The following is a 25,497-nucleotide window of genomic DNA, read 5'->3' as shown; positions in this document are numbered from 1 at the left end:
TCTTTCACTTATTTTTCTCTATAAAGAGCCTTTTTTTCTTTACGCAAACGTTTTCCTTGACGTATTAGCATGATACTATCATTCTCAGTTTATTAGGCTATATCCGTTTATGCTTACAGGAGCAGTTAAGTAATGTCTTCTCACGTTGGTCTAAATACCACTTACCCTCGTATCGCCATTGTAATGGGTTCCAAAAGTGACTGGGCAACCATGTCTCATGCCGCAGATGTATTAGATACACTACAAATTCCTTACCATGTTGAGATTGTCTCTGCACACCGAACCCCTGATAAGTTATTTAGTTTTGCTGAAAAAGCAAAAAGTAATGGCTTTGATGTCATTATTGCTGGTGCAGGAGGAGCTGCCCATTTACCAGGAATGCTTGCAGCTAAAACGTTAGTACCCGTATTTGGTGTTCCTGTTCAAAGTGCGACATTAAGCGGTGTTGATAGCCTCTATTCAATCGTACAAATGCCAAAAGGTATCCCTGTAGGAACCTTAGCGATTGGTAAAGCAGGGGCTGCCAATGCGGCTTTATTAGCGGCTCAAGTTTTAGCGTTACATTCTCCTGCTATTTTAGATGCATTGACTGCATGGCGCACAGCACAAACCGACAATGTATTAAATAACCCAGATCCAAGAGAGGCACTATGAAACCGGTTTGTGTCCTCGGAAATGGTCAATTAGGCAGAATGCTAAGACAAGCAGGTGAACCTTTAGGCATTGCTGTTTACCCCATAGGCTTAGATGCAGAACCAGAAGCCGTTCCCTATCAAAAAAGTATAATCACGGCTGAAATTGAACGCTGGCCTGAAACTGCACTCACCAAAGAGTTAGAGCGTCATACTAACTTTGTAAACCGTGATATCTTCCCTTTGCTTGCCGATAGGTTACCTCAAAAACAACTTCTTGATGAACTAGGTTTAGCCACCGCACCTTGGCAACCCTTAACATCTCCCACACAGTGGCCTGATATTTTTGCTCAATTGGGTGATTTTATTATTGTGAAACGTCGTGTTGGTGGTTATGACGGTCGCGGGCAATGGCGAATTCACCCCGGTGAGGAGCAACAGTTACCCACTGAAATTTATGGTGAATGTATCGTTGAACAAGGTATTCCTTTTTCTGGTGAAGTATCATTAGTAGGAGCCAGAGATAAAAAAGGCCATTGTGTATTTTATCCTTTAACACATAACCTTCATCAAGATGGCATTTTGCGTATGAGTGTTGCATTACCAACGCCCCCCCCAGAATTACAACAATCCGCAGAAAAAATGCTGACATCTATCCTTGATAAACTCAATTATGTGGGTGTGATGGCGATGGAGTGTTTTATTGTCGGTGATAAATTACTTATCAACGAATTAGCTCCCCGAGTCCATAACAGTGGTCACTGGACACAAAACGGCGCCTCAATTAGCCAATTTGAGTTACATTTACGTGCAATCTTAAATTTACCAATGCCAACACCCGAAGTGTGCCAACCAGCAGTGATGATTAATTTGATTGGTACGAATATAAATCCGCAATGGCTTTCATTACCCTTAGTACATCTACATTGGTATGAAAAAGAAGTTCGGCCTGTGCGTAAAGTGGGTCATCTCAATCTTGTTCATCGTAATAACCAACCACTGAAAGACACACTCAAATCCTTAAGTCCAATGCTTGATGATGCCTATCAGTATCCTATCGAATGGGCTTTAGGAAAATTAAGCTAGCAGTCCGACTCATAAAGTTAGAGAATAATAGCCTTTAAACGAACAGACCTTAATTAAAGAGGTCTGTTATTCGCTATTTTCTCCTGATTATTCAGGTTACTGCACCCGTTTGATGGAGTCAGGATGCAAGCCACGCAACAGAATTTTGGACCTATTTATCAGTGGAGTATGCTGATATTACTGGGTTTTGTCTATTTTTTAGCTACCGCAACCACATTTACATCTCTGGGTGTTGTGCTTCCTAGCATGATAAGCGAGCTGAAGTGGAATTGGACACAAGCGGGCCTTGGTTTTACGTTATTAGGATTAACCTGTGGTCTCGCTAGTTTTTTACCCACCTTACTTATTCGTAAATTAAGTGTTCGATTTACTCTTCTTATTGGACTGATAATTTTCGTCAGCGGTTTTTATTTTCTTTATGAAACCTACACCATAGCACAATATTTCCTTGGTACTGCATTATTAGGTATTGGTTTTACTTTGCTTGCAACAGTCCCCGGAACTTACGTTATTTCTCGTTTATTTGAAAAGCAATCTTTTGCCTTCGGTGTTTATTTTACGATTGGTGGATTAGGCGGTGTAGCGGGGCCTTGGATCTACTTTTTAGCCACGCATTTATGGCATACATGGCGTATGCATTGGCTTATTTCAGCGATCACGCTTACCGTTGTTACTCTTTTCACTATTCTCGTTTTACGAGAAGGAAGCAAAGAGCAAGAGCACGCCAAAAGGATCAGCCAGCGCCAAAGTACAAAACGTATCTATCAAACCAAAGAAATTTGGACGGCACGTCATGCTTTAAGAACGTGGCAATTTTATGTTATCGCGGCAACTTACACAGCTTTTTTATGGTGTGGTATTACCGTTAATAGTTTTGCCGTTGCTCATATTATTGAAAATGGCTTTGGCGAAACCATTGCAGCAACCTTATTAAGTAGCATGGCATTTATCAACGCCTTCTCACGCTTAGCGGGGGGGGCGATTGGTGAATGGTTAGAGCCTAAAAAATTACTTATCGCTAGTTTAAGTATTATCATTATCGGGTTATTAGCACTCAGTATGGCGAACTCCTGGATTTACCTGATCCTATTTACGGTTTGTGTCGGTATCGGCTATGGCATGACATTTTTAGCATCAAGTATATTGCTGGCTAACTACTTTGGCCGCTCACCTTATCTTGAGCTATTTTCAGTGATGAATTTAATCTCAACTCTTGCTTGCTTAGCGCCGTTCTTTGCGGGTGCAATAAAAGATATCTCAGGAAGTTTCACTCCTGCATTCTTAATTTTAACCGTACCTGTACTATTGATCCTAGCAGTAACACTCTTTATGAAACCACCGACTTACCCTAAATTTCAGCATGCAAATGAACAGGAAAAGTAACGATTAAAATAAGTAAGATAACGTGTTTCATATTATAAAAAACGCATTTTCTAAGGAGATGTTAAGCTGATGAATGATGCATTAATAATAAAATACTCAATAGGTGTCGGCATTGCTTTAGCCTGCTTTGTTGGTTTTGTTGCCGTCTCTCTTTTTCATGATAAAAAGAAAAAACGTCGTAGAAATATTATTATTCATATTAGCCAAGCCATCTTCCTTTGTAGTTTAGTGATTATCTTAAGCCAATATTGTGAAATGGCCGTTGTTGATTTTAATCTCCACTTTATCTCTTTTAGGATGATTAATTTCTTAACTTATATCGGCATTGCCTTAATTTTAATGCAAAAATTTTTCTTACTTATTAATCAATTAGAGCAATCACAAATCAGAAAAGGTAGCGATCCTACTTCTGCTCGTATTATTTCTCGTATATTTAAAATTACCCTTTTTGTCATCATCATCTTATTGTTTGGTGAACATTTTGGTATGAGTTTATCTGGCTTAATGACTTTTGGCGGATTAGGCGGTATTGCCATTGGTATGGCGAGTAAAGATGTACTCAGTAACCTTTTTTCGGGTGTTATGCTCTATTTCGACCGTCCTTTTAATATTGGTGACTGGGTACGTTCGCCTGATCGTAATATTGAAGGTACAGTAGTAGAGATTGGTTGGCGTATTACTAAAATTATTACCTTCGATCACCGGCCACTTTATATTCCCAATTCAATTTTCTCCTCCATTAGCGTAGAAAATCCGGGGAGAATGACGAACCGGCGCATTGAAACTGAACTTGGTTTACGTTACGAAGATTCAGATAAAATTGGTGTTATCGTTGAAGATATTCGCACTATGCTCATGCAAAATGAAAAAATCGATACACAACAAACCTTGTTAGTCTATTTTAATCAATTTGCAGACTCTTCACTCAATATTATGGTGTATTGTTTCACCAAAACAACCGTCTGGGCACAGTGGCTAGAAGCTCAGCAAGAAGTCTATTTGAAGATAATTGAGATTGTGCATAAACATGGTGCCGATTTTGCATTTCCATCTCAAACTGTTTATATCGAAAAACCCACTCCTATTACCCAATAATAAAACAATGGATAAGTTTATTTTTCTATAGACTTATCCATTAACTTATTTATCAGACTGGTAATTTATGCAGATACCATGCATAAAAAACTCCTTTTACTCTTTAATTTATTTCAATCATATTCACAACCAAGTATATTGTTCGCCAATTCTCCTATTGATTAAACACGAGTGTAATGAAAAAAATGAAGTTGGCGTGTCGCCCCTCGCTTTCACACTATTTTTATTGTGAACGTCCGATTGTTGATATTGTTGATGCAAATTTAACGCAAGTGTCAGCAGTAGTATTGTCATTGTCAGATATTGAGTCTGGCGAACTATATCGCATTCATCAAACAGGCTTTCAACTCCCCGTATTTATTGCAGTTAATCTTAATGATACAGTCGGTGCTGAATTACTTAATCAAGTTTCAGGGATTTTGATCACTGATAAAAGCGCGCATCAAAAAAATAGTACGTTGATTAATGAAGCTGCACAGCAATATGAAAAGAGTCTGACAACACCATTTTTTTCACGCTTAGTGAATTATGTTGCCGAAAAGAACGTTGCTTTTGATTGTCCCGGTCATCAAGGCGGAGAGTTTTTCCGTCGTCATCCCGCAGGGGAACAGTTTTATCAATATTTTGGTGAGAATCTATTTCGCTCTGATCTCTGTAATGCTGATGTGGAAATGGGTGATTTACTTATCCACGAGGGTGCACCTTATGATGCTCAAGCATTCGCCGCGCAAGTGTTTAATGCTGATAAAACCTATTTTGTCTTAAATGGAACGTCTTCTTCAAATAAAGTCGCATTAAATGCCTTATTGGCACCAAATGATTTAGTGTTATTTGATAGAAATAACCATAAATCCAATCATCATGGTGCACTAATTCAAGCGGGTGCAACGCCTGTTTATTTAGAAACAGCTCGCAATCCCTTTGGTTTTATCGGTGGCATTGATGCACATTGCTTTGAAGAGAGCTATTTACGCCAACAAATTGCAGAGATTACGCCTGAACGCCAATTCGATAAGCGCCCTTTTCGTTTGGCCGTTATTCAACTAGGCACTTATGATGGTACGATTTACAATGCAAGACAAGTTGTTGATAAAATTGGTCATCTTTGTGATTATATTTTATTTGATTCCGCTTGGGTCGGTTATGAACAGTTTATTCCAATGATGAAACAGTGTTCGCCTTTGTTGCTGACACTCAATGAAAACGATCCTGGTATTCTCGTCACTCAATCTGTTCATAAGCAACTAGCCGGCTTTTCACAAACCTCCCAGATCCATAAAAAAGATGCGCATATCAAAGGGCAATCTCGATATGTTAATCATAAACGTATGAATAATGCCTTTATGATGCATGCATCCACCAGCCCTTTTTACCCTCTTTTTGCGGCTCTTGATGTCAATGCAAAAATGCATTCGGATAAAAGTGGTGAAGCAATGTGGATAAATTGTGTTAAGCAAGGCATCGAGGCTCGTAAATCCTTACTAAGACAGTGCCAGTTTATTAAGCCATTTATTCCTGAAGTTGTTGATGGCATTGCTTGGCAAGATCACGACACAGATGAAATCGCTCACGATCAACGCTTTTTCAATTTTATTCCTAATGATAATTGGCACGCTTTTGAAGGTTATGCCACCAATCAATACTTTGTTGATCCTTGCAAATTAATGCTCACAACACCGGGCATTGATCCTCATACAGGAGAATATGAAGCCTTTGGTGTACCCGCTTCTATTTTGGCAAATTATTTGCGGGAACATGGCGTTATCCCTGAAAAAAGTGACTTAAATTCTATTTTATTTTTGCTCACCCCCGCAGAGCATAGTGAAAAATTTGAACGTTTAATTTCATTAATTGTGAGATTTGAACAATTGTTAATTGATGACGCCCCATTAGCACGGGTATTACCTTCGATTTGTCGTCGTTATCAATCTCGTTATCAGGGTTATACATTACGTCAACTCTGTCAGGAAATGCATGATATTTGTGTCAAATACAATATCAAGCTATTACAAAAACAGATGTTTAGGAAAAAACATTTCCCTAAGCGAGTCTTAAGCCCGCAACAGGCTAATATTGAGTTTGTTCGTGGTAACCTTGATTTGTTACCTTTAAATAAATTAGAAGGACGAATTGCCGCAGAAGGAGCATTACCATATCCACCTGGTGTTTTATGTGCTGTACCAGGTGAAATTTGGAGCGGTGCTGTTTTACGTTATTTTCAGGCGCTTGAAGTCACAATTAATCAGCTACCCGGCTTTTCAACTGAACTTCAAGGGGTTTATATTTATGATGAAGATGATGGCAGTAAGCGAATTTATGCTTATGTTATAAAAGAATAATTGCCTTATCTTTTCTCATAAAAAAATGCTGATGTCATCAAACATCAGCATTTTATTTAACTCTATTTATAGATCTTGTTTATTGCAACTACTCACCTTGGATTCGACGATATTGCCCTTTATCTTGCAACAGCCTTACACCTAAAATACTGCCACACAGCGACAATAGAAGTGCAGCAATAATAGGTACAGTAAGCCACATTCCCCATTGAGGATGCCAAGAAAAATTAAATACAAATTTTTGCAATAAACCTAATGCCACCTCAGCACCAATCGCTGCAGCTAATCCGGCCATTAAGCCTAATAATGCAAATTCAGCCCAAAGAGTCCGTCTTAGTAATGATTTACCTGCACCTAATGTGCGATATACCACCAGCTCAATGCGTCGTTGTGTCATCCCTACCTGAATTTGAGCAACTAACAACAACATACCGCAGATCATCACCAATCCAACCATAATCTCCAATGCACGACTAACTTGCTGTAAGATTTGCTGAACTTGCTGAATGAGTGCGCCTGTATCTAACACACTGACAGTTGGAAATTGTCGATTAAGTGCCGTAATTAATGCACCATCACCATTATAATAAAAGCTACTCATCCATTTTTCTGGTTGATTACTTAACCCTTCTTCAGAGAAAATAAAGAAGAAATTAGGGCGCATATTTTCCCAATCAACATGACGAATACTAGTGACAATGGACTTAAATTCACGAGTATCGCCGACAAAAGTTAATTCATCGCCCAGCTTAATCTCAAGTTGTTCAGCAACACCTTGATCGAGAGAAACCCCATTCCCCACAGGAGGCCATGTTCCTTCAACAATCACATTATCTTTTGGCAATTCACTATGCCATGTTAAGTTAAGCTCTCGACGAACGGTGTTATTACCTGCATCACGTTTATCTGCCCACTCTTTGGCATTATTCTCATTAATCTGTGTTAAACGCGCCAATACCACAGGAAATGCATCCGTTGGTTCAACGTTATACTTTGCCAATAAGGTATTAATTTCTTGAACTTGAGGCGCTGACATATTGATTAGAAAATAATTAGGGCTATCTTCTGGTAACTGTTTTTGCCATTTGTCTAGCAAATCACCTTGAATAAGGACTAAAAGTGTTAATAACATAAATGAGAGCGCGAAAGCCGCAAGCTGGGTCATCGTTTGAAATGGTTGTCGTAATAAACGAGTCACCGCTAAACGAGCACTGAGTTGACGGAATTTAAACTGTTTTAATACCCACAATCCAAGCCAACCAATGACCCCAAGTAAAAAGGCGATGACAACAACACCGAATAAAATTGACCACAATAAAACACCCGTTCCAGCAAAAAGCGTTAAAGTACCGACAATAATTAACGCCACAAGTGGTAAATAATAACGTAGTGGCCAGACTGGAGCCGTAGTATCACTTCTTAATACACGAGAAGGCTGAGTTGCCATTAATTGGTAGTAAGGCCTTAATCCTGTGAGTAAGGCAATTAACAATAAAGAGCCCACCGACCAAAACCATGGTAAAAAGCTTGCTTCAGGCAAACGTTTAGGTAAAACCGGGGCTAAAATTTGTAGTAGGACAGCTTCAAAAAGAAGTCCCGTCAATGAACCAACAATAATGGCACCAACGAGAATGACGCCCCATTGTCCTACTATCCATTTTCGCAATGCGCGTTTATCTGCACCTAAGGTTTTTAGTACCGCAATTAAGGTATGACGACTACGACAATAGTGCGCCATGGAAACGGCAACTGCGGATATCGCAAGTAATAATGTTAACAGCGCAGAAAGTAAAAGAAAGTTTTTTGCTCTTTCCATCGATTGTGAAAGTGCACCACTCTCTTGTTTTAAGCTATTCCAACGCTGATCGGGCTTTAATAGGGGATCAAAGCGTTGCTTATAGCTATCAATCGCTGGTTCATCACCCGCTAACATATAGCGATACGTTAGACGGCTACCGGGTTGTACTGCCCCTGTTGATTCAACATCGTCAAGATTAATTAAAATACGAGGCGCTATTTGGAAAGGGTTAAATCCACTGTCAGGCTCTTGAATTAATACACCACTGATTGTAAATGTAGCATCACCTACATCAATATTATCACCAACTTTTATATCCAGTAGTTCCAATAATCTGGCATCAACAAGCGCAGCTCCTTTTTCTGGTTTTAAGCCTGCGGGTTCTGTTTCTAGTTCACCATAAAGAGGATATAAATGATCAGCGGCCTTGACTAAAGCAAGCTGAGGCGTATCCCCTTCTGGCGCATAAGACATCGTCGTAAATTGCATTTGGCGACTGAGGGTTAACCCCTTTTTTTTCGCCTCAGCAAGCCAGTCTTCATCAACGGGATAAGATGCTCGTAACACTAGATCGCCCGCAATTAAATCTCGACTTTGAGCATAAATACTTTTATCAATGCGATCGCCAATACGCCCCAAAGCAAGCACACAAGCAACTGCCAGCGCCAAAGAAAGCCAAACAATTAATAGTGCAGGAGAACGCCATTCACGCCAAAACCAACGCCAAATCATGACTCCTCCTTAAGTTGTCCGTCGACTAATCGTAATCGTCTTTGACAACGAGCTGCCAGCTCATTGTCATGAGTCACTAAAATCAATGTTGTTGAATAATCTCGGTTAAGAGAGAACAACAAGTCAGCAATTTTATCACCTGTTTTACGGTCAAGGTTCCCTGTTGGCTCATCCGCAAACAGAATGGCGGGTTGAGTGCAAAATGCTCTTGCTAATGCAACGCGCTGTTGCTCACCGCCAGAAAGCTGTGCTGGCATATGGTATAAACGTTCACCTAATCCTAACAGCTTAAGTAAATCAACTGCACGCGCATGACTGTGCTTTTCTGACTCACCTTTTAATAATGCGGGCAACTGCACATTTTCGAGTGCATTCAATGTTGGGATCAACATAAATGATTGAAAAACAAACCCAACATGTTGAGCACGCAATTTGGCTCGCTCTTCTTCATTCATTTTTGTGAGATCTTCACCCATCAAATGTACACTGCCAGAGGTGCCATCATCTAATCCAGCAATGATCCCTAACAGGGTCGATTTACCCGATCCTGACTCACCAATTAACGCAATTGTTTGTGCAGGCTCGACAACTAACTCAACACCCTGCAATATAGAGATCTGACTATCACCTTGTCCTACTTGTTTGGTTAACTGATGAACTTCAAGAACCTTTTCCGTCGACATACATTTTTCCTTATCGTTATGATGATGTTTAGCTTTAAGGCAATTGCTGCTGATACCTTTTTGATCTTTGGTGACAGCTTGAGTGCAGGATACCGTCTTCCGATTGAAAGCGCATGGCCACAACGTCTTGCTGATAAATGGAAAACAACCCACCCTGAAATTAATGTTGTTAATGCAAGCATTAGTGGTGAAACTGCCTTTCAGGGACAAAATAGGCTTCCTGATTTATTAAAACAGCATCAACCACGCTGGGTTTTAATTGAATTAGGTGCAAATGATGGTTTACAGGGATACCCTGTTGCACAAACAAAAGAGGCATTACAAAACATCATTACACTAGTGAAAGATGCCGGTGCAACGCCACTTTTTATGCAAATAATGATTTCACCTAATTACGGTAAACGTTATACACAATCGTTTTCAGCGATCTATCCAAAACTCGCTGAAGATAATGCGCTTCCTCTGCTTCCTTTTTATATGGAGCAAATCGCTGATAAGCCTGAGTGGATGCAAAATGACAGCATACACCCCAATGAAGATGCTCAGCCTTTTATTGCTCAATGGATGGATAAAACATTATCCCCTTACTTAACACGTTAGGCTATTCTGACAGTAGTTAACGTAGATTAAACGAGATTAATTGTAAAATTATGCAAAAAACGGTATTGATTACAGGAAGTTCTAGTGGGATCGGGCTTTGTGCAGCTAAAACACTCAAGCAAAGAGGCTATCGAGTCCTTGCTGCTTGCCGTAAAGATGACGACCTTAAACGCATGGAAACACTAGGATTCGAGCCTATTTATCTTGATCTTGATGATGCTCAAAGTGTTGAAAAAGCGGCATTAGAGGTTATTCACCTAACAAATAGTCGTTTATATGGGTTATTTAATAATGGTGGATTTGGTGTATACGGCCCGCTAGAGGCCATTAGTCGCCAACAAATGGAAAAACAGTTTTCCACAAACTTTTTTGGTTTGCATCAATTAACAACTTTACTGTTACCGGCTATGTTGCCTCATGGTGAAGGAAGAATAATTCAAACTAGTTCAGTGATGGGGATAATTTCAACGCCAGGCAGAGGTGCTTATGCTGCCAGTAAATATGCCGTAGAGGCGTGGTCCGATGCCTTAAGAATGGAATTAGTGCATACCGGTGTTAAAGTCAGTTTAATTGAGCCGGGCCCGATACGAACTTGCTTTACAGAAAATGTGGCACAAGCGGAAAAAGATAAACCCGTAAAAAATCCGGGGATTGCGAGTCGTTTCACATTAACACCCGAAGATGTAGTGAAAAAGCTTATCCATGCTTTAGAAAGTCCAAAACCTAAGATACGTTATCCGATAACGCTATTAACTTATGCTGTCAAAATATTAAAACGTTTTCTACCTGATGCCTTGATGGATGCAATTTTAGGTCGCCAAAATGGCAAGGCTTGATTTTTCGGGTTTCACCCTTACTTATTAATAAATAAGCTTTATAAATCGCATCTATATTTAAAACTCTAAAAAAGGGACAAGTTAATGTTAGCAACTGCACACATTGTTGATGTAAATGAATCAAATATTCAACAAGTTATAGAACAGTCCATGACTAAGCCAGTCATGATGTATTTCTATTCAGAACATAGCCCGCATTGTGCAGAGCTTGGTGCAACATTGAATAAACTAGCAGCCGAATTTGCCGATCAATTTATTTTGGCAAAATTGGATTGTGATGCAGAACAAATGATTGCGTCACAATTTGGCCTACGCGCAATTCCAACTGTTTATATTTTGCAAGAAGGTCGCCCTGTCGATGGTTTCCAAGGCCCTCAACCTGAAGAAGCAATTCGTCAAGTTTTAGCCAATGTATTACCAAAACCTGAAGAACTAAAAGCGACACAAGCAGCACAACTTCTTTCTGAAGGCAAAGCAGACGAAGCTTTACCTCTGCTAAAAGAGGCTCACCAACTCGCTCCTAAAAATAGTGAAATTACACTTGCGCTAGCAGGTGCTTTAATTTCTTTAAATAAAAATGAAGAAGCTCAAACCTTGTTAATAACTATCCCATTACAAGACCAAGATAGTTACTATCATAGTTTGTTAGCGCAAATTGAATTACAAAAACAGGCTGCTGATACGCCTGAAATTCAACAGTTACAAAATGATTTTGATCAACAGCCTGAAAATACGGATCTTGCCATTCAACTTGCACTAAAATTACATGAAGTTGCCCGTAATGAAGAAGCACTAGAATTGCTATTTAGCTTTATCAAAAAAGATTTGAATGCAGGTGACGGGCAAGTTAAGAAAACCCTGATGGATATTTTATCTGCATTAGGCACTAATGATAATTTGGCGTCTAAATATCGCCGTATGGTGTATTCTTTACTTTATTAGTTTTATTTTCTTATAAAAAAGCAGACTTAGGACAGGTATATGGAAATAGTCATTGGTATTATCATCTTATTCGCTATTATTTTAGTTATAAGCGGTGTTAAAACCGTTCCACAGGGTTATCAGTGGACTGTCGAACGTTTTGGTCGTTACACTCGAACACTCACTCCAGGACTTCAAATTCTTATTCCTTTTGTCGATCGTGTTGGTCGCCGTATTAATATGATGGAACAAGTGCTTGATATTCCATCTCAAGAAGTGATCTCTCGTGATAACGCCAACGTCAGCATCGATGCAGTCTGCTTTATTCAAGTGATCGACCCTGTAAAAGCAGCTTACGAAGTTAATAATCTCGAACTTGCGATTATTAACTTAACACTGACGAATATCCGTACAGTCCTAGGCTCAATGGAACTTGATGAAATCCTTTCTCAACGTGATCAAATCAATAGTCGCCTTTTACTGATTGTGGATGATGCAACAAACCCTTGGGGCATCAAAATTACCCGTATTGAAATTCGTGATGTTCGCCCCCCTAAAGAATTGATTTCTGCAATGAATGCCCAGATGAAAGCAGAACGTACTAAACGTGCTGATATTCTTGAAGCTGAAGGTGTTCGTCAAGCCGCTATCTTAAAGGCTGAAGGTGAGAAACAAGGACAAATTCTAAAAGCAGAAGGTGAGCGTCAATCTGCATTCTTACAAGCAGAAGCCCGTGAGCGTGCTGCAGAAGCTGAAGCCAAAGCGACACAAATGGTATCTGAAGCTATCGCTAAAGGGGATATGCAGGCGATCAATTACTTTGTTGCTCAAAAATATACGGATGCACTCGCACAAATTGGCTCTGCCAACAACAGTAAAGTAGTGATGATGCCACTAGAAGCCAGTAATTTAATGGGCGCAATTGGCGGTATTTCAGAACTATTGAAAACCCAGAAAAATGACTCTGGTAACAAGAGTAATTCATGATGATTGAATGGATAAGTGCTCACCCCGCACTTTTCTGGCTTTGTCTTGGTGGCTTGCTGTTAATTGCAGAAATGCTAGGAACAGCAGGATACCTTTTATGGTCAGGAATGGCAGCGCTGTGCGTTTCTTTGCTCGCATGGATGCTACCTATTAACTGGCCTATTCAAGGTGTGTTATTTGCGATATTAACGGTTATTAGTGCTGTACTTTGGCACCTTTGGCTTAAACGTAGAAAGCAATCAAAAGAAGCTGAGAACTTAAATCAGAAAAGTCATCAGCTGATTGGTGTTCATGCTGTTTTATTATCAGATACAGAAAATGGATTTAGTCGTGTAAAGCTAGCTGATGGCAGTTGGCGTGTTTATTCAGACACGCCATTGCAAGCAGGTGATAAGGTTGAAATTATTGCTATTGATGGCATTACTTTGCACGTTATTCCACTTAAACCGACTACTTCTGATGATGGCAACATCCTGACAAATGATCAATGATCGGGCAATCTGCACCATCATCGCCGGGACATTCACTGGCTAACAAGAGAAGACGTTGACGAATGGCATTAAGCTCGTTAATCGTCTTCTCAATTTCAGCAACCTTTTTTAACGTCGCTTCTTTCACATCAGCGCTATGTCGTGATGGATTTCTTAATAACATTAACAGTGCGCGACACTCTTCTAAGTTAAAACCCACCTCTCTGGCTTGTCGCAATAATGTTAACTCTTCAATATGTTGCGCTTGATAATAGCGATAGCCGTTTTCACCTCGCCCTGGAGGTGTAATCAAGTCTTTTTCTTCATAAAACCGAATAGCTTTCGCTGTTAACCCTGTTTTGTGTGCGATTTCACTAATATTCAAAATTCCCCCTTGACCTTCCCCTTGCGGAAAGGTTTAGCCTTTATCTCTGATAAGAAAAAACCTTTAAAGAAAGCAAGTTACCAGATATTGCGCAATAATAGAGGTAACGCTTTTTATTTCGGAGATAAACTAACATGGCAAAAACTACGCTACTCGCATTACAAGGGCTTTCATGCTCCCACTGTGTTAACAGTGTAAAAAAAGCACTTGATGCTCGCAATGATATAGAACAGTCAAATGTGACTATTCAATACGCTAAAATTGACAGTGATGCAACCGCTGAAAGTTTAATCAAAACGATTGAGGATGCTGGTTATGAAGCTAAAATTGCAACACAACCTGATGTAAAATTAAGTCTAAGTGGACTTAACTGCATGAAGTGTATAGGTAAAACCGAAAAAGCATTATTAGATATTGATGGTGTTGTTGCTGTTAATGTCACTAAAGAAACGGCTGAGATCTTTGGTGATGCCAATGCTGATACTTTGATTTCAGCTATCACCTCAGAAGGTTTTCAAGCAAGTTTAGCGCCGACTGATGAAACCATTTATTTAACTCTTTCTGGTTTAAATTGTGGTCATTGTATCGGTACTGTTAAAAAAGCCCTTGAATCCACGACAGGTGTTGAAAGCGCTGAAGTTGAATTAACTCACGCAAAAGTAATCGGGTCCGCCTCCACAGAATCATTAATAGCTGCTATTAAAGATGCTGGTTTTGAAGCACAACGAGCAGGTACTGATTTCCCAAAAACTGAGCCGCTGACGCAAACGCATGCACAACTGGAAGCATCGTCAGCGGCTATTTGCGACATTCCAGTTGAAAATGCTGACATTGAGAACAGCCCAGAAATAGACACTGACGATGACAGCAGTGTTCAACTTTTAATTGATGGCATGACCTGTGCAAGTTGCGTAAACAAGGTTCACAAAGCATTACAATCTGTTGATGGTGTTGAGAATGTGCGTGTAAACCTTGCTGAACGTAGCGCATTAGTGACAGGTGAAATCGAACATGATGCACTAGTGACTGCCATTGAAAAAGCAGGTTATGGCGCTGAAATTATTCAAGATGATGTAAAACGCAGAGAGCGTCAGCAAGAAGTCGCTGTTGCTAATATGAAACGTTTTCGCTGGCAAGCTGCATTAGCCTTAATTGTTGGTATTCCTGTCATGATTTGGGGAATGATCGGCGACAATATGATGCTCACAGAGGCTAACCATGGCATTTGGTTGAGTATTGGTATTGCAACACTGTTTGTCATGGTTGTTGCTGGTGGCCATTTCTATCGTAGTGCATGGCAGAGTTTAAAAAACCGTAATGCAACAATGGATACCTTAGTTGCATTAGGTACAGGGGCTGCATGGCTCTATTCTATAACAGTAAACTTATGGCCAGAAGTCTTTCCTGTTCAAGCTCGACATCTCTATTATGAAGCCAGTGCAATGATTATTGGTTTAATTAATCTGGGTCATATGCTTGAGCAGCGGGCACGCCAGCGTTCTTCTAAAGCACTAGAGCGTTTATTAGATTTAACGCCACCAACAGCCAGAGTCATCACTGAAAACGGTGAAGTTGAAATGCCATTGGCTGATGTTAAACAAGGAATGACATTACGTTTAGCAACAGGTGATAAAGTACCGGTTGATGGTGAAATTATCCAAGGTGAAGTGTGGATGGATGAAGCCATGTTGACAGGTGAACCCATTCCACAACAAAAAACAGTAGGTGATACTATTCATGCCGGAACCACAGTCCAAGATGGTTCAGTCCTATTTAAAGCAGCTGCTGTGGGAAGTAAAACGACGCTGGCTCGTATCATTAAATTAGTTCGCCAAGCACAAAGCAGCAAACCTGAAATAGGTCAGTTAGCAGATAAAATTTCAAGTATTTTTGTTCCTATTGTCGTTGCTATTGCCTTAATTGCTGGTGCTATTTGGTATTTCTTTGGCCCTTCGCCTCAAATTACGTATGCACTGGTGATTATTACAACGGTGCTCATCATCGCTTGCCCCTGTGCTTTAGGTTTAGCCACGCCGATGTCGATTATTTCAGGTGTTGGTCGTGCAGCTGAATATGGAGTACTTGTTCGTGATGCGGATGCACTACAACAAGCGAGTAAATTAGATACTTTAGTTTTTGATAAAACAGGAACATTGACAGAAGGTATGCCTCAGGTCACTGAAATTCATACTTTCAATCAAGTAGATGAAACACAAGCACTTGCGTTAGCCGCATCACTGGAAAATGGTTCTAATCACCCATTAGCTAAAGCAATTTTAACACGTGCTGAAGGCATTGATTTACCTGAAATAAACAATTTCCGTACACTCGCAGGTATGGGATTAAGGGGAGAGATTAATGGTAAAACAGTGCTTTTAGGCAACCCTAAACTCATGCTTGGATCGGGTATTGATATTAGTGAAATTAATCCACTGATTGATGCACAGGCAACCAAAGGTGTTACGCCCGTTTTATTAGCACAAGATGGCAAAATTGCGGCACTGCTTTCTATACGAGATCCACTTAGAGAAGATACTGTCAGTGCGTTGCAACGTTTACATAATCAAGGTTATCGTCTAGTGATGTTAACAGGAGATAACCCGATTACTGCAAATGCAATTGCAAAAGAAGCCGGTATTGATCAAGTTATTGCAGGCGTAATGCCCGAGGGTAAAGCACAAGCTATTATGGAGCTTCAAGCGGAAGGTCGTCGCGTAGCAATGGTAGGTGATGGCATTAATGATGCCCCCGCATTAGCCAAAGCGGATGTCGGTATTGCGATGGGAGGAGGTAGTGATATCGCGATTGAAACTGCGTCTATCACGTTGATGCGCCATAGCTTACATGGTGTTGCTGATGCCGTTGAAATATCAAAAGGTACGCTACGCAATATGAAACAAAACTTATTCGGCGCTTTTATCTATAACAGTTTAGGTATTCCTATTGCGGCAGGCCTTCTATACCCATTTACAGGCACATTATTAAATCCTGTTGTTGCTGGTGCAGCAATGGCTCTGTCTTCAATCACTGTCGTGAGTAATGCAAACCGCTTATTACGTTTTAAACCTAAGCAATAAAGCCTAACAATATATTAATAAGTATCATACTGAACCCCTTTTTACTTATCTATAAAAGGGGTTTTTATTATCTTAGTTTTCACATTTCTTTGATGATTGGTAATATTATCAAAAGGTTAAAAAAAAGCCGATATTTCTATCGGCCAGTCAAAGAGGAATTTCTCATTATACAAGAGAGTCATTACTCCGCTCTCTTAGTGCTAGAATAGCAATATCTTATAAATATTTCATTAAATTTTATTACTCTTAAAATAAATATAACATTGATATTAAAAGCACTTCAATAATAAGGTTATTAATTTATAGTGAAATAAAAGCTAGAGTTTAAAATATTAGAATTAAAACATTGTTAATATAATTTAATTTTAAAGGGATTTATACATGAGATATAACAAATTATTTATTATTAGTTTTTCTTTGATTTACTCTTCCACTGTTTTTTCCAACACTATAGAAATAAAAAAAAGCACACAAGATACAATTATTCCTGAGTTTCAACCTTCAGTATCTACCCCTCATTTTTTAAAAAAACCGGTAGCAGATAAAATTATCAGCAACAGTTATGTTTGGATAGATAACGATCAGAATTACTCTTATCTACGTATAGATAAACCACTACTTTCAGAGTTAGCTAGTTATTTACAAAATAGAGGGTTAACAAATGAAGCGAATAAAATACAAGATAAACTGATTAAAATACCTAACGGATATATTCAAATTAATGCTTCTGATAAAAAAGTAAGAGATGTAATCACAGATTTCTTCTCTTTTCGTCATAACCCAGATTCAGAATATTCAAATTTTTCAATGAATCGCGACAGCGTTTTAAGTATCATGCAAGGAAATAAAAATATCCTTCTCGAAAGAACACCACAATCAGGAATAAAGCTAGATAAGCTAAGAGAAGATGGCGCAGATCTCCCTGAAGATATAGCTGAATTTAACATTAATACAGATAAATACAAACCAAGAAATTCAACAATCATGGTACTAAGCCAACATATTGAGCGTGAAATAACAAAATTAGAACAAGCCGATGGTATGCTCAACAACTCAATACGCGATCTTAAAGAAAGAACAAACGAAGAATTCAATGATCTTAACCAAAAAACAAATAAAAATAAAAATAGCATTCAAGAAAACAATGAAAAAATAACGAAAAACACGAACGATATTGCAAAGCATGATGAAAAAATAACACAAAATATAAATAGTATCATCACACATGAAGACGCAATTAAAAAAAATAAAGCGGATATTAGTGAGAATAAAAATCATATAACAAAAAATAGAGATAACATTAACTATAATGCATCAATAATAGATGATATAAAAGAAAATATTATAGATAATATTAATATTAATATTAATAACGTTAAATTACCTTTAAAAAACCATCTTTCTCATTTATATAATGAACAATCAACAAACAGAAGCCAATTTAATGCGCTTAAAAACAATTTTGAACAATTTAAATCTGACACTCAAAATCGTTTTTATAAAGTAGAAAAACGTGCCAATCAAGGTATTGCTTCTGTTGCAGCAATGAGTAATTTACCTTTTACTGATTCAGCGACATTTAGTACCGCTATTGGTATTGGTAATTATCGTAATGCCACTGCGCTTGCTTGGGGTATGCAATATCGTATTAATGAAAATATTAAAGTAAGAGCTTCTACAGCATGGAATGAATCAAATTGGGTCTCTGCTGGTGGTGTTGGTGTAAGCTGGTAAATAACGTAAAAACTGCGAAAACTAAGTAAAGCTTAGTTTTCGCTGTATCATTCCATATCAAATCCGTTATGCTAAAACTTTGTGATTTTATGCTCAAAGGAGCCTATCAATGACGGGGATTTTTCAAAAAATAAAACATTGGGTAGGAATAAAAAATACGCCCCAATACCCTTATCCTGCTGTTGATATTACGCTACCGAATAATGTCTCTTTACACCTTGTGGGTAGTATTCATATGGGTGTGCCTACTATGTCACCGCTTTCCAATGTGTTTATTAACGAAATAAAGAATGCAAATGCGGTTATTGTTGAAGCAGATATCTCAACAAGCGTTCAACCTTTTGATCAAGCCTCACTTTTTAGAGCGTCACTAGAAACACGCTTAAATAGCTCTCTTTTTTCTCAAATTACACAACACTGTGAAGCTCTCCCTCTTTCTCTTTATCAGATCGAAAATAAACCACTTTGGCAAATTGCCTTAATTTTGCAATCAACCCAAGCAATGCAACTTGGATTACAGCCTCAATATGGTATTGATTATCAAGTTATCCAATATGCTAATAAATACAAAAAAAATATTATTGAACTCGAAGGTATTGAGGATCAGGTCTCATTACTATTGAATTTTCCTGATGATGGTCAGCAATTGCTCGAAGACACACTAAAAAATTGGCACGATAACGCACGTACATTGCAAATCATGATCAATTGGTGGTTAAATTATAATAATAGAGAGAAACAGCCACCTTTACCAAACACCTTTAGCAAAGCGGTATTTGATATTTTAATGGAAAGCCGTAACCAAAAATGGGTCAGTATATTATTAAAATTACCGGCTGGCCGTTATGTAGTGACTGTAGGTGCCCTTCATTTATTTGGTGAAGAGAATTTGGTCGATTTATTAACTCACCAAGCATAAAGATATTGTTCTAACCTTGTAAATAGGAATAATTATGACTCCCGCTGTAAATTTACTGGAAAAAAAGAAAATAAAATTTACCCTTCATCCTTATGAGCATGATGCTAATGTTCATAATTTTGGTGATGAAGCCGTTGAAAAACTAGGTTTGAATAATCGCCAAGTCTTTAAAACTCTTTTAGTTTCTTTAAATAGTGACGCTAAAAATCTAGCTGTTGCAGTCACTCCCGTTTCTGGTCAGTTAGATTTAAAACTTATCGCTAAATGCTTTAAAGCAAAAAAAGCGGATATGGCAGACCCACAAATTGCACAGAAGGTAACAGGTTATTTAGTTGGTGGGATCAGTCCATTAGGTCAAAAAAAACGCCTACCGACCGTGATCGATGAACAGGCTCTTGAATTTGATACGATCTTTGTTTCTGGTGGTAAACGAGGCTTAGATATTGAATTATCAGCGAAAGATTTAAGTGCCGTATTAGGTGCTCAATTTGCACTTATTCGTAAGGAGTCATAATCATAAATGATTTTTTATTTTAAGGTTCATCCTCAAAATAAGAAATTACCGTGATCTTGACCAAAAATAAAAGGCGACATTAATGTCGCCTTTTGTCTATATAAGCATTATTGATAAAACTTATTTTTTGTAAACAATTTCGCCTTTAGGTTCGAAATCAGCAGCTTTCAATGGAGAATGCGATTCGATATAACCTTTTAATACTTCAGCATCAACAAACCCCGTGTTGACATAACCAGGGTGTGTATCAATCTTAGGATATCCATCCCCACCGATACCGTTAAAGTTTAATGTCGCCATACGGTAAGATTGTGTTTTATCTAATGGTTTGCCTGCAATTTTAACATCACTAACTTTACAATCGGCATCGACGGTTAAACTAACATTGTAGAACTGAGCATACGCACCAGAATCGACTTTCATGCATGCAACAGTTGATAGATAAGGTTCTACTTCTTCGCCTTTGAAATCAACATAAACCAATTCGTTAGCAAATGGTTGAACTTTTAAAACATCTTTATAAGTGATATCACCAGATTCAATTGAATCACGAACACCACCGCCACTCATAATTGCGAAATCTGCATTCGCACGTTCAGCTTGAGCTGATAATAATAAACGTGCCATATTGGTTTGAACAAAGCGAACTTTACTACGATCACCTTCTAATTTTCCAACAACCTCACCCACTTTAACATTCAGTTGCTCGCCACCTTTTTCTTGGTAAGGGGTTAACAATTTCATCATCTCTGGATTATGCGGAATTTCTTCTGTGTAGTAGACAAGTTCCGTAGTACCGTCGTCCTTCTTCACTTTTTGATTTAAGTTAATTGGAATAAGTTGATAATGCTTTAATGTGAATTCACCATTACGGAATTCGAAATCTGCACGACCAACATATTTGCCCCATTCATGAGCTTGAACAATCCATGTGCCATTTTGGTTATCAGGTGCACAAGGTGTTCCAGGTACATAATCAGCTTGTTTGTAGTTTTTATTCTCTTGAGACATACAGACTGGATCTTGTGAGTGACCACCCACAATCATATCAAGGTAGCCTTTTGGCAAAGCACGCGCCATTTCTACATCGCCTGGTGCGTTAGAGCCATGATGACCATCATCATAGTGACCCATATGAGTTGCTGCGATAATAATGTCTGGTTTCTCCGTTGTACGTAACTCTTCTACCACTTTTTTAGCTTCATCAGAAGGCTTGCGGAATTCGGTATCAGGGAAGTTCGCGGGGTTACCAATACGAACAGTATCGTCCGTTGTTAGGCCTAATACTGCAATTTTCACACCTTGCTTATCAAAAATAGTGTAAGGCTTAAATAAACGCTCACCAGTACTCTTTTGATAAATATTTGCAGATAAGAATGGGAATGTGGCCCATTTTTCTTGTTGGCGTAATACCTCTAATGGATTATCAAACTCATGGTTACCTAATGCCATGGCATCGTAACCAACAAGATTCATTCCTTTAAAATCAGGTTCTGCATCTTGTAAGTCAGACTCAGGAACCCCTGTATTGATATCACCGCCTGATAACAGCAGAACACTACCGCCTTTTTTAGCCACTTCATCACGAATATTATCAACAACAGTTTTTTGAGCTGCTAAGCCGTATTCACCACGATCGTTATGCCAGAAATGGCCATGATGATCATTAGTATGCAAAATAGTGATTTCGTACGTTTTATCCTTTTCCCATGCCTGAGACAACGCAGGCGCCATAGCCAAAGAAACGGTCAACGCGCATGCCGATAATTTAAAAGATAAGCTCATGGTATATCCCCATGTATATTAATTATTGAGAAGGTTCTGCCATGCATCTACTGTAGAAAAAAAAGACAGAAGTTAAATACTTTTGCTGTATTTTATGACGTAGGTTATATAATTTTTTTATTATTTCATTGTTCCAATAGTTTTTTTGAGACATGAATCAAACTCTATTTCTCACAAAAGCACTCTATTCCAAATAGATGTAAACTAGACCAATAAAAACAGAAACAATTTATTAACAAAATGATGTGACAGGGAATTAAAATGTGTAATACCGACCCGACAATCCCCATAAAAGCGCACGTTTTACAGCGAAAAGCCAATAAACGTAATACCGTTTTCAGCATCTTAACTGCAATAAGCTTCTCACACTTACTCAATGATATGATCCAATCATTGATATTGGCTATTTACCCAATGTTGCAATCTGAGTTTTCCTTGAGCTTTGTGCAAATTGGGATGATCACTTTAACGTATCAAATTACAGCATCTTTATTACAACCTTTTATTGGGCTCTATACTGATAAATATCCTAAGCCTTATTCATTACCTATTGGTATGGGATTCACTCTAACAGGGCTTATTCTTCTCGCCTTTGCAGACACATTCCCTATGTTATTACTGGCAGCTGGATTAGTAGGTACAGGTTCATCTGTTTTCCACCCTGAATCTTCTCGTGTTGCCAGAATGGCGTCAGGAGGAAGACATGGGTTTGCACAATCACTTTTCCAAGTGGGCGGAAATCTCGGCAGTTCATTAGGGCCACTTTTAGCCGCTTTAATTATTGCTCCGTATGGCAAAGGAAATGTCGGTTGGTTCTCTCTTGCTGCATTGCTGGCAATCGTCGTGTTATTACAAGTCAGTCGTTGGTATAAAATTCAGCAAGAAGCTCAAAAGAAACAGTTTCATGTGATGCAAGTTAAAGCATTATTGCCTCGCAAGGCTATCTTTGGCTCTCTTGGTATTTTGCTTATTCTGATTTTTTCTAAGTATTTTTATCTTGCGAGTATCAGTAGCTACTATACTTTCTATTTGATCCATAAATTTGGCGTTTCTGTACAAAATGCACAAATTCACCTATTTGTTTTCCTTTTTGCAGTAGCCGCGGGCACGATGATAGGCGGACCTGTTGGCGATAAAATTGGTAGAAAATATGTTATTTGGGGATCTATTCTAGGTGTCGCGCCTTTTACATTGATTTTGCCTTATGCCAGCTTGTATTGGACGGGTATCTTAACCGTATTTATTGGTGTGATTTTGGCTTCAGCATTTTCTGCTATCTTAGTTTATGCTCAGGAGCTCATCCCGGGTAAAACAGGCATGATTTCAGGACTTTTCTTTGGACTTGCTTTTGGGATGGGAGGAATTGGTGCTGCTGTCCTAGGGTATATCGCAGATCAGAAAAGTATTGAATATGTTTATCATATTTGTGCTTATCTACCACTACTTGGTATTTTCACCCTTTTTCTACCCAATATTGGGGTAGAAAAAACCGAATAAGCTGTACATCACCCTGTAATATAAATGAATTGATAACAGGGTATAACAAGCATCAAAGGCGAGAACTGACTAAAATAACATAAAAATGAGCATTTGCATCAAAAAACTCAACCAACTTGCTATTTTTATAAATAATCAATAATTTTTAGCGAATTTATTGCATAAATACGTTAAACTGTCAGCCTGCTATATTACTCGCCCCCCGATACATGTAGTTTTATAAAAAGAAGGAGAATTGATGCCGCATTCAACCCCCCTCATTACCACCATTGTTGGTGGATTAGCACTTGCTTACATTTTAGGCATGATTGCTCAACGGCTAAAAATCTCACCTTTAGTAGGATATCTTGCTGCGGGTGTACTCGCTGGCCCTTTTACCCCCGGTTTTGTCGCTGATACCTCTCTCGCCCCTGAACTCGCTGAAATTGGCGTCATTCTGCTAATGTTTGGCGTAGGTTTACATTTTTCTTTAAAAGATCTTATGGCGGTAAAAACTATTGCTATTCCTGGTGCTATTGCGCAAATTGCAGTAGCTACATTATTAGGCTTGGGATTATCAGCATTTTTTGGTTGGGGTTTATTTAGTGGTATTGTGTTTGGTTTATGCCTTTCAACCGCAAGTACCGTCGTTCTTTTACGGGCACTTGAAGAAAGAGGGCTTATTGATAGTCAGCGAGGCCAAATTGCGATTGGTTGGTTGATAGTTGAAGACTTAGCCATGGTATTAGCCCTTGTACTCCTCCCTGCTGCAGCCAATATGCTGGAAAGTAGTGACCAAACCAGTATTTCTCAACTGATGATTAATTTAGGTATCACGATTGGTAAAGTCGTTGCCTTTATCTTAATCATGATGATTGTCGGCCGTAAGCTTATTCCTTGGATTTTAGCCAAAACTGCGGCTACTGGCTCTCGCGAACTCTTTACGTTATGTGTATTAGCTCTCGCCTTGGGTATCGCTTATGCCGCTGTAACCTTGTTTGATGCCTCTTTCGCATTAGGTGCATTCTTTGCAGGTATGGTGCTCAATGAATCAGATTTAAGCCATCGAGCGGCTCAAGATACCTTGCCACTACGTGACGCTTTTGCGGTTCTGTTCTTTGTATCTGTTGGCATGTTATTTGATCCAATGGTCTTAATTGAACATCCACTCGGTATCTTAGCTACGCTCGCGATCATTATTATTGGTAAATCTGTAGCCGCACTAGTGCTTGTACGAATGTTTGGGCATTCTCGTCGAACAGCCTTAACGATCGCAGCCAGCCTTGCTCAAATTGGTGAGTTTGCTTTTATTCTTGCTGGTCTTGGTGTTGCACTCAATGTCTTAGAGCCAGATGCGCGTAATCTTGTTTTAGCCGGTGCTTTGGTTTCTATTATGCTCAACCCAGTATTATTCTCTTTATTAGACCGTTATCTGGCAAAAACAGAAACCAAAGAAGAAATGGAACAACTACAACAAGAAGAGCTTGAAGAAGAGATGCCAGTACCTGTTGATATTTGTGGTCACGCCATTATCGTTGGGTATGGACGCGCAGGCAGTATGCTTTCTGAAAAATTATTAGCTCAATCTATTCCATTGGTTATTATCGAAAATAGCCGTAATAAATTCGCAGAATTAAAAGAGAAAAGCTTAAATACGGTACTGGGTAATGCATCAACAAAAGAATCACTTGCTTTAGCCCGTATTGATTGTGCCAAATCTTTATTACTAACGATCCCTAATGGTTATGAGGCCGCAGATATTGCAGAAACCGCGAGAAGTATGAACCCTGATTTAAATATCATTGTTCGCGCTCATTTCGACGATATTATTGTTCGTGCTAACTACGATGAAGAGGCTTCTTTTATCCTTGAGAAAGGCGCAAATCACGTCATTATCGATGAAGATCAAACAGCAACTGCGATGGCTGATATGTTAGTGAAAGAAGTCGAGTTTGGTTGTGCTATTGATGATACCCCAGAAAATGGTCAGCAAATTATTTCGCCAAGTGCGGCGCAATAAGACAATATATATAACAACTTAAACA

General features: G+C 38.8%; 20 protein-coding genes. 16 read left to right on the top strand and 4 right to left on the bottom strand.

What is annotated here, in order from left to right; translation table 11 throughout:
- Positions 1 to 132: 132 nt before the first annotated feature.
- The 5 genes from purE (at position 133) to GWI97_RS08240 (ending at position 6,535) form a co-directional block, all read left to right on the top strand.
- Positions 133 to 654: a 5-(carboxyamino)imidazole ribonucleotide mutase gene (gene purE, locus GWI97_RS08260; protein WP_036934692.1), complete on the top strand. Its 522-nt coding sequence runs from the start codon at positions 133 to 135 to the stop codon at positions 652 to 654.
- Positions 651 to 1,718, top strand: a complete 1,068-nt coding sequence (purK, locus tag GWI97_RS08255) for a 5-(carboxyamino)imidazole ribonucleotide synthase (protein WP_036934694.1) — start codon at positions 651 to 653, stop codon at positions 1,716 to 1,718. The genes purE and purK overlap by 4 nt, the downstream gene beginning before the upstream one ends.
- 123 nt (positions 1,719 to 1,841) lie before the next feature.
- Complete coding sequence (locus GWI97_RS08250; RefSeq protein WP_036934696.1) at positions 1,842 to 3,101, top strand: MFS transporter; 1,260 nt, start codon at positions 1,842 to 1,844, stop codon at positions 3,099 to 3,101.
- Between the two features lie 69 nt (positions 3,102 to 3,170).
- The gene (locus tag GWI97_RS08245; RefSeq protein WP_123822360.1) at positions 3,171 to 4,196 is read left to right on the top strand and encodes a mechanosensitive ion channel family protein; all 1,026 of its coding nucleotides are present in this window, start codon (positions 3,171 to 3,173) and stop codon (positions 4,194 to 4,196) included.
- A gap of 176 nt (positions 4,197 to 4,372) precedes the next feature.
- Positions 4,373 to 6,535 carry an ornithine decarboxylase gene (locus tag GWI97_RS08240; protein ID WP_123822361.1) on the top strand — a complete coding sequence of 721 codons (2,163 nt, stop codon included), beginning with the start codon at positions 4,373 to 4,375 and terminating at the stop codon, positions 6,533 to 6,535.
- A gap of 88 nt (positions 6,536 to 6,623) precedes the next feature.
- Here the strand turns inward: GWI97_RS08240 and ybbP are convergent, their stop codons facing one another.
- Positions 6,624 to 9,065, bottom strand: coding sequence for a putative ABC transporter permease subunit YbbP (gene ybbP, locus GWI97_RS08235; protein ID WP_087803077.1), 2,442 nt, complete (start codon positions 9,063 to 9,065; stop codon positions 6,624 to 6,626).
- Positions 9,062 to 9,748, bottom strand: coding sequence for a putative ABC transporter ATP-binding protein YbbA (gene ybbA / locus GWI97_RS08230; protein ID WP_036934702.1), 687 nt, complete (start codon positions 9,746 to 9,748; stop codon positions 9,062 to 9,064). The genes ybbP and ybbA overlap by 4 nt, the downstream gene beginning before the upstream one ends.
- Between ybbA and tesA the strand changes: the two genes are divergently transcribed.
- The 5 genes from tesA (at position 9,719) to GWI97_RS08205 (ending at position 13,583) form a co-directional block, all read left to right on the top strand.
- Positions 9,719 to 10,348: a multifunctional acyl-CoA thioesterase I/protease I/lysophospholipase L1 gene (gene tesA, locus GWI97_RS08225; protein WP_036934704.1), complete on the top strand. Its 630-nt coding sequence runs from the start codon at positions 9,719 to 9,721 to the stop codon at positions 10,346 to 10,348. The two genes, ybbA and tesA, sit on opposite strands and share 30 nt — an antisense overlap.
- A gap of 50 nt (positions 10,349 to 10,398) precedes the next feature.
- Entirely contained in the window at positions 10,399 to 11,184 is a 786-nt protein-coding gene (locus GWI97_RS08220; protein WP_036934707.1) for an SDR family oxidoreductase, read from the top strand.
- 84 nt (positions 11,185 to 11,268) lie between these two features.
- Positions 11,269 to 12,126, top strand: a complete 858-nt coding sequence (locus GWI97_RS08215; RefSeq protein WP_036934709.1) for a co-chaperone YbbN — start codon at positions 11,269 to 11,271, stop codon at positions 12,124 to 12,126.
- Between the two features lie 39 nt (positions 12,127 to 12,165).
- Positions 12,166 to 13,092 carry an SPFH domain-containing protein gene (locus GWI97_RS08210; protein WP_036934711.1) on the top strand — a complete coding sequence of 309 codons (927 nt, stop codon included), beginning with the start codon at positions 12,166 to 12,168 and terminating at the stop codon, positions 13,090 to 13,092.
- Positions 13,092 to 13,583, top strand: coding sequence for an NfeD family protein (locus GWI97_RS08205; RefSeq protein ID WP_036938847.1), 492 nt, complete (start codon positions 13,092 to 13,094; stop codon positions 13,581 to 13,583). The genes GWI97_RS08210 and GWI97_RS08205 overlap by 1 nt, the downstream gene beginning before the upstream one ends.
- On the opposite strand, the gene cueR is transcribed toward GWI97_RS08205, so the two are convergent.
- Complete coding sequence (cueR, locus tag GWI97_RS08200; RefSeq protein WP_036934712.1) at positions 13,543 to 13,947, bottom strand: Cu(I)-responsive transcriptional regulator; 405 nt, start codon at positions 13,945 to 13,947, stop codon at positions 13,543 to 13,545. The two genes, GWI97_RS08205 and cueR, sit on opposite strands and share 41 nt — an antisense overlap.
- 134 nt (positions 13,948 to 14,081) lie before the next feature.
- On the opposite strand from cueR, the gene copA reads away from it, so the two are divergent.
- The 4 genes from copA (at position 14,082) to ybaK (ending at position 20,191) form a co-directional block, all read left to right on the top strand.
- Complete coding sequence (gene copA / locus GWI97_RS08195; RefSeq protein ID WP_161681367.1) at positions 14,082 to 17,024, top strand: copper-exporting P-type ATPase CopA; 2,943 nt, start codon at positions 14,082 to 14,084, stop codon at positions 17,022 to 17,024.
- Positions 17,025 to 17,405: 381 nt separating this feature from the next.
- The gene (locus tag GWI97_RS08190) at positions 17,406 to 18,758 is read left to right on the top strand and encodes a YadA-like family protein (protein WP_161751903.1); all 1,353 of its coding nucleotides are present in this window, start codon (positions 17,406 to 17,408) and stop codon (positions 18,756 to 18,758) included.
- Between the two features lie 109 nt (positions 18,759 to 18,867).
- Positions 18,868 to 19,677 (top strand): TraB/GumN family protein, encoded by an 810-nt coding sequence (locus GWI97_RS08185; protein WP_036934715.1) that lies wholly within the window; start codon positions 18,868 to 18,870, stop codon positions 19,675 to 19,677.
- A gap of 34 nt (positions 19,678 to 19,711) precedes the next feature.
- Positions 19,712 to 20,191 carry a Cys-tRNA(Pro)/Cys-tRNA(Cys) deacylase YbaK gene (ybaK, locus tag GWI97_RS08180; RefSeq protein WP_036934717.1) on the top strand — a complete coding sequence of 160 codons (480 nt, stop codon included), beginning with the start codon at positions 19,712 to 19,714 and terminating at the stop codon, positions 20,189 to 20,191.
- A gap of 120 nt (positions 20,192 to 20,311) precedes the next feature.
- Here the strand turns inward: ybaK and ushA are convergent, their stop codons facing one another.
- Positions 20,312 to 21,976 (bottom strand): bifunctional UDP-sugar hydrolase/5'-nucleotidase UshA, encoded by a 1,665-nt coding sequence (gene ushA, locus GWI97_RS08175; RefSeq protein ID WP_036934719.1) that lies wholly within the window; start codon positions 21,974 to 21,976, stop codon positions 20,312 to 20,314.
- 261 nt (positions 21,977 to 22,237) lie between these two features.
- Here ushA and GWI97_RS08170 point away from each other — a divergent pair, with 261 nt between their 5' ends.
- Both GWI97_RS08170 and ybaL read left to right on the top strand, forming a co-directional pair.
- A complete protein-coding gene (locus GWI97_RS08170) occupies positions 22,238 to 23,473 on the top strand; it encodes an MFS transporter (RefSeq protein ID WP_082239443.1) in 1,236 nt (411 codons plus the stop codon).
- Between the two features lie 238 nt (positions 23,474 to 23,711).
- Positions 23,712 to 25,472 (top strand): YbaL family putative K(+) efflux transporter, encoded by a 1,761-nt coding sequence (gene ybaL / locus GWI97_RS08165; RefSeq protein WP_161751902.1) that lies wholly within the window; start codon positions 23,712 to 23,714, stop codon positions 25,470 to 25,472.
- The last annotated feature ends 25 nt before the right edge of the window (positions 25,473 to 25,497 follow it).

Origin of the sequence: Proteus sp. G2300 (assembly GCF_009915965.1) — a bacterium.
GTDB classification, from domain to species: Bacteria; Pseudomonadota; Gammaproteobacteria; order Enterobacterales; family Enterobacteriaceae; genus Proteus; species Proteus vulgaris.
This window is presented reverse-complemented; position numbering and strand designations above follow the sequence as displayed.